Here is a 7,921-nt window from a genome sequence, read left to right as displayed (position 1 = left end):
ATGGCTCTTCGGAAAATAGGGCCTCAGCCGCGCCATCTGAGCCTCGCTCAGCCAATACAGATCGCTCATCATGCCCCCTTTGGTTCGGGGACGATGAATCACGCAGACCGCGCAGCCTCAACCCGTTTAATGGGTCCTGAGCCTAGGCAACAGGTCCGGAGAATATCGGCCGGCAGAGAACATTTTGGGGCATCCTGACTCGGGTGCGGTTAACAGCCCAACTTTCATAACCCTCGAATACAACGCAAAAATCTGCCCGCGGCCGGATCGGGAGAACGTTTTCGCGGGGGCAGGTGGCGGAGGGGATGGGCCTGAAAGACAACCTTCTCCACCTTAAGTCCTTGTTTTCGTTAACTCTCAAATCTCACCGATTGATGTTCAACTCTTCTGCTTGAACTTCGACCCCACGAGTTTGACACTTTGCGATGCCGTCAGGGGGGAGAGTCGTCCTTTCGATCATCGGCTTTGCGTGACGAAATGTGACGAGCCGCTAACACAGCGATAGCGAGCCAAACAACCAAGCGAAGGCTCATGGCGCCAATGGTGCGCATCTCGAACGCTCCACCTTGGAAGACGTACAGGCCGAAGAGAGCGAACACCACGGCGATCATCACCGCCAGACCTGCGGAGAGCATGACCGCCCACCGGTGACCCATGGCGATCCCGATTCCGGCGAGAACGTACACGAACCCCGACAGAAAATTGAACCACAGCACGAAGGGGACCGCATCTCCTACTGCGTCTGCCGCGGCGGGACCCCCGAACAGCGCCCTACCGCCGGATATGATCGTCAGAAGACCAAAGAGGATTGCCACGCCGGCCGCGACCCTCAGCGGCCATTGAGCTGATGAATTCACAGTCATGATTCCAATCCTTTTCCTATTCGGTCTTCGTCCCCGGCGAGACGGCCGTCCTCCAGCGTCAGGATGCGGTCAGCGCGATCGAGGATTCGATTGTCATGCGTGACCATCATGGTCGTTGTGGCGCGCGCCTGTCCCAGTTGCTTCAGGAGGTCTACGACTTTGGCGGCCGTTTCCCAGTCAAGTGCTGCCGTGGGCTCGTCTGCCAGAACGACATCGGGATTGCCGACAAGGGCCCGGCCGATCGCCACGCGTTGCTTCTGTCCGCCCGACAGGTTCGCAGGAAGGTAATCCAGCCGGTCAGAAAGCCCGAGAAGGGTCAGGACATGGGCGGCGGCCTTGTCCGACGCCTCTCGGTCCAGGTATCCCTTCACCTGCAGACCCATCAGCACGTTCTGGCGCGCGGTCAGGCTTTCGTGAAGGTTGTGGGCTTGGAAAATGAACCCGAGGCGACGCCGCAGCCGGACGTTCTGCGCGCTCGTCGCGTTGCGCAGTTCCTTACCCAGCAGGAGAACGGATCCATCCTGGATTTCTCGAAGGCAACCCAGCAGGGTCAGAAGCGTGGTCTTACCCGACCCCGAGGGGCCCACCATCACGATGAAACTGCCGCGCTTTATCCGCAGATCGATATCGAATAACGCTTGCTTGCTCGCCTCGCCGACTCCGAACCAGTGGTTCAGGGCGCTGGCCTGAATGGAGAAATCCTCGTCTGGCATCTTCAAAACAGATCCGCCGGGTCGGCCGCAGCCAGCCGCCGGGTCGCTATCATCCCGGATAAGGCCGAAAACACGACGGTGCCGATGAAGACGGTAGCCGCCATCCCGAACGAGATGAACAGCGGCAAGGTCGTCACCTTGGCCATCAGCGTTAGAATGCCCCAACCGGCGATGACACCGGGGATGAAGCCGAGCACGCCGAGGATGATCGCCTCCTCGACGACGACGCCAAGGAAGAAGCCCTGTCCGTAGCCCATGGCCTTGAAGGTCGCATATTCCCGCAGATGATCGGCGACATCGGCGGAAAGGACCTGGAAGACGATCACGATCCCCACGAGGACGCCGATCAGCACGCCGAAACCGAAGATGACTCCAGTGGGCCGCTGTGTCTGCTGAAACCGCACCTCCTCGTCCATCGCATCGGAATAGCTGCGGATGCGCAGCGTCGGGTCGGCGATCAGCTCCCTCAGACGACTCGCCACTGCGTCGGGTTCTGCTCCGGGCGAAAGGCGCAACAGGATGTGATCCGGGGCGCCGGAACTGCGCGCAGGAAACAGCGACAGAAAGGTCTGGTCGGACACCAGCAGGTATCCGTCTCCACCGAAGCCCCCACCCCCTGCGAAGGTGTCGTAGGCGGTCAGGGTCCTTCCTTGCGACTCGAAGGAAAGCGGCGTCTGCTGCCGGATAGCCGCCGCTTCGTCCTGAGTGAGCCCACGGGCGAGTCGGTCCAATATGGCTGCGTCCCGAACCTGCAGCACGTCGATGTCGGCTGCGATTTCGGGCGCAAGGAAATCGGCACGGAAGGGGTCGATGCCGAAGGTCGTCAGGCTGATGTCGGTCTCGCCCCGATCCCAGGGCACCATCGCCACAAACAATCCCACGCCGTCCACGACGTCCGGGTCGGCAAGGGCCTGAAGCATCCATTGCCGCGCGACGTTTCCGCCGTCTGTCAGCGTGTTGGCGTCGGCGGCGGAGATCAGGATGTCACCCTGGAAGAACTGATAGGGGCGCAGCGTCGAGACGCCCATCGAACTCATGAGCCCCAGCTGGACGAAGACAAGAACATTGGCGAAGGCCACACCCGACAGCGCGGCGGCGAAACGTCCGCGCTGGTGGACAAGTTGCAGCCAACCTATGGGCAATCGGCCCAACAGCCGCGCGAGAAAGCGGGTCATTGTGCGGCCCGGCCGCCCGCGCCGGTATCGATCCGGGCGATGACTTCTAAATTTGTGAAGCGTGAGGCAATTTCTGATGACCCTGCGTCAAGCGCGACCACGACCCTGATCACCCGGGCATCGGTATTCGCCGCAACGTCATCCGCCATCAGCCCTTGTCGTCCGACGGTCATGCCGATGGTCTCGACGGTTCCGTGCAGGGTGCGCCCGATGGCGCCGGCAACAAGCTCGACAGGTTGGCCCGGCTGAACGGCGGCGATCCGGTCCTGGTAGATCTCCACCTCGACCGTCATCTGGCTGATATCGCCCATCTCCATGACGCCCTCGGATGGGGGGCGCTGTCCGGGAGTGGCATGGATGTCGAGGATCGTCCCTGCGATCGGGGCGACGACGATGCCGCGGGCCAGATCGAGTTCCACCCGCGCGAGTTCGGCCTCGGCCGCCTCCACGTTGCGGGCCGCGACCACGACGTCAGGCTGGTCGTCGATCTCCGCGGATGAAAACCGGGCAAGCGTGGCCTCCGCGCGCGTGATCGCGAGCGCCGCCTCCTGGGCCGCGGTGCGGGCCGTGTCGAGTGTGACATTTGTCGAAACGCCGCGCTCGACCAGCCCCTCGGTGCGCTCAAGGGTTGATTGCGCTTCGCGGTATGTGCCACGGGCTTGGTCCAGCGTGGCTTGCGCCTCATCCCTGCTGGCCTGCACGGCGCTGCGGGTCTGCAAAAGGGTCGCCTGTCGCACGGCGAGATTGGCCTGCGCCAGGAACACTGCGCTTTCCAACGCCGCCCGGTTGTCGAGGTACGCAAGTGGTGCTCCGCGCTCCACGCGATCCCCGACGACGACAAGGATCTCCGCGACCCGCGCATCGCTCGCGCCGTAGGGTGTGGCCACGACGGCCACATCGCCCCGAGGCATCACGCGCGCCAGACCCACGACGTCGGTGGGCAGCATCGTCTCGGCCATTTCCCGTGGCAGCTCGACACCGGGGGGCAGCGCAATCGGCGTGCCAGACCCTCCGCCTGGTTGCAGACCCGTCAGTTCATAGAATTTCTGCAAGGCGGGCGGCTGGAAATATAGACCGATGACCCCACCAGTGAACATGAAGACCGGAATCAGCAGCACAAGGAGGTACCGCTTGCGAAATCGGCTGCTTTTGCGTGGCACGTCTTCGTTCGGTGCATCGACCAGCAATGGCAATTCGGTTTCGGCAGAGCGTGTCATTCGAACGAGCCTCTTTTGGGAGCCGAAGCACCACGAGAACTTGAAAACGGATGGCTTTAAGGTCGGCCCACCACCCCAGAACTTCATTTGTTGTGCAGGGGTGCCCGACAGCAACAACAGCTCGTCCCTGTTGAGGGCGAGCTCGCGCCATGCCGGTCCTACGCAGGATCAGTCGTCCGCTTCAGCCTCCGCCTTGGTGGCATGTTCGGTGCCAGGTTCATGCTCGGGCGGGCTGTACGTGGTGAACAGCTTCAGCATCCCCGAGCCGGTGTTGCGAAAATTGTGGAAGGCTCCCGACGGCACGATGCTGACGTCGCCATCAGAGACCTCGCTTTCGGTCTCGCCGATTTTCGCGAGGCCGCTACCGGCGACAAAGTAGAGCAATTGGTCGTGCCCCTCATGCACCTCGCCGCCGATCTCCCCACCTTCGGGGATGGCCATCAGCACAAGCTGGGTCTTCTCGCCAGTCCAAAGGACCTTGCGGAATTCGTCATTCTTGCGCGCGAGATCGACGATAGGCAGCGATTGATTTTGTGTCTCAGGCATGGCCGGAATTTCCTTTGTTCATAGGTGGGTTGTACACCCAACACAGCCTTTAGTATTTGCGCCAGATCAACGTCGGCATCGCATTGATGGGCATTGCTGTTTTTACGTGGAGCTTTATTCACGGACATAAACTACGGAAACGATCATTCTAAACCTCCCATGGATGCCCTCTCTTTCAGCTTGCGCTTCGACACCACGAGATAGGCACATCGCGATGCCGTCCAGGGAGAGCGGTATCCACCCCATCTCTGTCGGCTAAGCCATTATCTTTCCACAGAAAACAGGAAACGCGCTGGCTGGAACGCCTGCTGAACTTTTAAGCAGTAGCCGCTTCCACCGTCTCAGGCAATTTCGTTTCGCCATTCCGACTGGGAGTGCGGAGCAACCGCAGGCCATTGAGCACAACCAGGACCGTCCCCCCTTCATGGCCGATCACTGCCAAAGGCAAGGGCAGATCGAAGAACAAACCACCCGAGACAAGCACGGCCATGGCGCCCATGGCAAAGATCAAGTTCTGACGGATGATCGTGGCGGTCCTGCGCGCCAGTCTATGCGCCACCGCAAGCTGCCCCATGTCTTCCGACAAGAGCGCAACGTCGGCGGCCTGAAGTGCTACGTCCGATCCCGCCGCGCCCATCGCGATCCCCACATCCGCCCGCGCGAGGGCCGCCGCGTCATTCACGCCGTCTCCGACGAACGCGACTCTGCCCTCTGTCGCCAGAGCACCGATCATGCGCAGCTTGTCCTCGGGGAGCATGTCGGCGTCGATTTCGTCGGGCTGGAAGCCCAGTTCGCGGCCTATACGCAAGGCGACCGGCCGTCGATCACCCGTCATCATCAGGATCTTCGTGACGCCACTCTCGCGAAGCGCCGCAAGCGCGGGTCCGGAACTCGGGCGGGTCTGATCCGCGAGGCTCACGGCGCCGAGAAGCCGGGCATCCCGGCCAAAATAGATGACCGTCTCAGTGTCCTCGGCGAGCACCTCCAGGGACGCATGGTCGATCACGGCCCCCATCCGTGCCGCCATGCGTGGATTGCCGGCCCACAACGTTTCACCTGCCCTGTCGCCGGTGATACCCTCGCTTGGCAGTGCTACGACATTCTGCACATCAGCGGATGTGATCCCGCGATCGGCCGCTTCCTGACGGATCGCAGCACCACTGTGGTGTTCCGACTGCGCTTCGAGCCCGGCCAGAAGGGACAGGAATTCCTCCTCATTGCCGTCAAGCGCAACGACCTTGGTGACGGATGCCTTGCCGGTTGTCAGCGTGCCAGTCTTGTCGAAGGCAAAGGTATCGACCGCCGCGAGCGTTTCGAGCGCAGCCCCGCCCTTGAACAGCACGCCCCCGCGTGCCGCAGCCGAGAGTGCGGACAGGATTGCGGCGGGAACCGAAATAACGATGGCGCAGGGGCTTGCCGCCACCAGCAGCACAGCCGCGCGATAGAGCGCCTCGTGCCAGTCATCCCCAAGCCAGAGGAAGACGGCAAAGGCGAGGATGGCACCCAGCAAAACCGCAACCGTATACCGCTGTCCGAACCATTCGCTGAAGCGTTCGGAAGGCGCCTTTTCCGCCTGTGCTTCGGTTACCAGCGCGATCATGCGCGCGACGGTGCTTTCCTCGACCGTTTTCGTGACCGCGACTTCCAGCACCCCGTCAAGGTTGACCGTTGCCTCGAACACCTTTGCGCCCTGCTGCTTGCTGACGGGCATGGATTCACCCGTGATATTCGCCTCGTCCAGCGCACCACGGCCGGTGGTGATCACCCCGTCGGTGGGCACGCGCGCGCCCGGCCGCAGAACGAAGACGTCGTCGACCTTCAGATCGGCGGCGGGAATTTCCGTGACCGTGCCGTCGGGTGCCTTTCGCAAGGCGGTCTCGGGGCGCAGCGCCATCAGGGCCTCGACGGCGCGGCGCGCGCGTCCGAGTGCGCGATCTTCCAGGGTTGTCGAAATACTGAAGAGCGTCAGCAACACCGCACCCTCAAAGGGTGCGCCAACGGCTACGGCGGCAATGGCCGCGACAACCATCAGCAGGTCGATATCCAGAATGCGGTCATTCCACAGGGACACAAGCGCCCGCCACGCCGCAGGTACCCCCCGGCCAGATACACGAGCAGCAGACCGACCATGGACGTGCGTTGGGCTGCGATGTCCCGCAGTGGCCAGAGAGCGAGAGCCGCCAGGAGCATCCCAAAGACCGTCAGACCCGCCAATACCATCGCACGATCTGCAGCGAGCAGCTTTTTCACGATATCTACCCGAATGCTGGAACTAGAATATAAGAGTCAGCTATCATGATCCGCCCTCCGGCTGCCAGTAGACGCTGTCGCACGGGTTGCGCAGCCAAAAGGACCATTGGTTCGCGAGGATGCGTGGTGGCGCATATGGTCAGGTGGCCCTGCATTTCCCGGGATCGGGTCCGGCAGGCCCACAACGGGAAACGGGCGATCGGACGTTCAGGCCGCCATCCTCACCGCAATACCCTTCTGAGCTGCAATTCAATATCGGCAGAACTGGCATTCCCGGAGAACGGCGACGTTCCGCATCTCCGCGCGCGGTCGTGAAGCGATCGGTACCGGTTGTTTCCATGCGGCTCATCTCACCTCTGCCGAGGCGATTGCGGTTGGGGCTTTGGAAAAAAGTCGTCCGCCCCCCCCGTCCCTTGCGCTGCCATCATCATCGCGCAGGAGGAACAGGGCGTCGAGCCCGCTTCTTCTTGCGAGCGCCGCGCCTCTGTCGGGCCCGAGAACCATGAGGGCCGTTGCCCAGGCGTCGGCCTCGGCACAGGTGCGGGTCACCACGGTGACGGAGGCCGGCGATGCGATCAGTGGCGCCCCGCGCTTCGGGTCCATCGTGTGCGACAGGCGTCGCCCCTGCACCTGGACCCAGTGGCGGTAATCGCCCGAGGTCGCGACGGCGGCATCCTGGAGAGCAAGGATCGAATGGGGCGTGCGGCGGTCGGGGTCAGGCGCTTCCACCGCGATGGTCCACGCCTTTCCGTCCGGCCGGAGCCCGAGCGCGCGCATCTCGCCATCGATGCCGACGAGGCCAGCTGTGAGGCCGTGCCTGCCCAGCGTCTCCGCCAGCCGATCGACCCCGTACCCCTTGGCGATGCCGTTGAGGTCCAGCGCGATGGTCGCGGACTTGCGAACGTGCCTCTCCCCGATCTCCAGCACCTCGTGCGCCGGGCGGCGCGGGGCGGCCATTGCAGCGCGAATGCCCTTCGTCCCTGCTGACTCAGACCCGAAGCCCCACGCCGTCACCGCGTCTCCCATGCCAATGTCGAAAGCCCCGCCCGAGGCTCGCCCGATCTCGAGCGCGAGGCCCAGAACCTCCCGCAGCCGATCCGGAACCGCCACCGAGGCGCCAACAGGCGCTGCGTTCAGACGCATCAGATCGCTGCCCG

The 7,921-nt window shown here is 62.9% G+C and carries 6 protein-coding genes and 1 pseudogene; all 7 read right to left on the bottom strand.

The annotated features are described in order from the left end of the window. Positions 1 to 431: 431 nt before the first annotated feature. On the bottom strand, positions 432 to 863 hold the full coding sequence (locus ROA7023_RS22495) for a hypothetical protein (RefSeq protein WP_085881214.1): 432 nt from the start codon (positions 861 to 863) through the stop codon (positions 432 to 434). Further along, the gene (locus ROA7023_RS22490) at positions 860 to 1,576 is read right to left on the bottom strand and encodes an ATP-binding cassette domain-containing protein (protein WP_085881213.1); all 717 of its coding nucleotides are present in this window, start codon (positions 1,574 to 1,576) and stop codon (positions 860 to 862) included. The genes ROA7023_RS22495 and ROA7023_RS22490 overlap by 4 nt, the downstream gene beginning before the upstream one ends. A gap of 2 nt (positions 1,577 to 1,578) precedes the next feature. Continuing rightward, positions 1,579 to 2,751: an FtsX-like permease family protein gene (locus ROA7023_RS22485; RefSeq protein WP_085881212.1), complete on the bottom strand. Its 1,173-nt coding sequence runs from the start codon at positions 2,749 to 2,751 to the stop codon at positions 1,579 to 1,581. Further along, positions 2,748 to 3,968, bottom strand: coding sequence for an HlyD family efflux transporter periplasmic adaptor subunit (locus ROA7023_RS22480; protein WP_159458647.1), 1,221 nt, complete (start codon positions 3,966 to 3,968; stop codon positions 2,748 to 2,750). The genes ROA7023_RS22485 and ROA7023_RS22480 overlap by 4 nt, the downstream gene beginning before the upstream one ends. A 168-nt stretch (positions 3,969 to 4,136) precedes the next feature. Beyond that, positions 4,137 to 4,514 (bottom strand): cupin domain-containing protein, encoded by a 378-nt coding sequence (locus tag ROA7023_RS22475; protein WP_085881210.1) that lies wholly within the window; start codon positions 4,512 to 4,514, stop codon positions 4,137 to 4,139. A gap of 316 nt (positions 4,515 to 4,830) precedes the next feature. Further along, positions 4,831 to 6,734 (bottom strand): annotated as a pseudogene (locus ROA7023_RS22470) (heavy metal translocating P-type ATPase). Positions 6,735 to 7,109: 375 nt separating this feature from the next. Then, a partial coding sequence (locus tag ROA7023_RS22465) for an FAD:protein FMN transferase (RefSeq protein WP_143535714.1) occupies positions 7,110 to 7,921 on the bottom strand: 812 nt, incomplete at its 5' end.

This window comes from Roseisalinus antarcticus, assembly GCF_900172355.1.
Lineage (GTDB): Bacteria > Pseudomonadota > Alphaproteobacteria > Rhodobacterales > Rhodobacteraceae > Oceanicola > Oceanicola antarcticus_A.
This window is presented reverse-complemented; position numbering and strand designations above follow the sequence as displayed.

Bases quoted from the DNA above. Each gene is read 5' to 3' on its own strand.
- ROA7023_RS22495 (WP_085881214.1), bottom strand. From the start codon at position 863: ATGACTGTGAATTCATCAGCTCAATGGCCGCTGAGGGTCGCGGCCGGC.
- ROA7023_RS22475 (WP_085881210.1), bottom strand. From the start codon at position 4,514: ATGCCTGAGACACAAAATCAATCGCTGCCTATCGTCGATCTCGCGCGC.
- ROA7023_RS22480 (WP_159458647.1), bottom strand. From the start codon at position 3,968: ATGACACGCTCTGCCGAAACCGAATTGCCATTGCTGGTCGATGCACCG.
- ROA7023_RS22490 (WP_085881213.1), bottom strand. From the start codon at position 1,576: ATGCCAGACGAGGATTTCTCCATTCAGGCCAGCGCCCTGAACCACTGG.
- ROA7023_RS22485 (WP_085881212.1), bottom strand. From the start codon at position 2,751: ATGACCCGCTTTCTCGCGCGGCTGTTGGGCCGATTGCCCATAGGTTGG.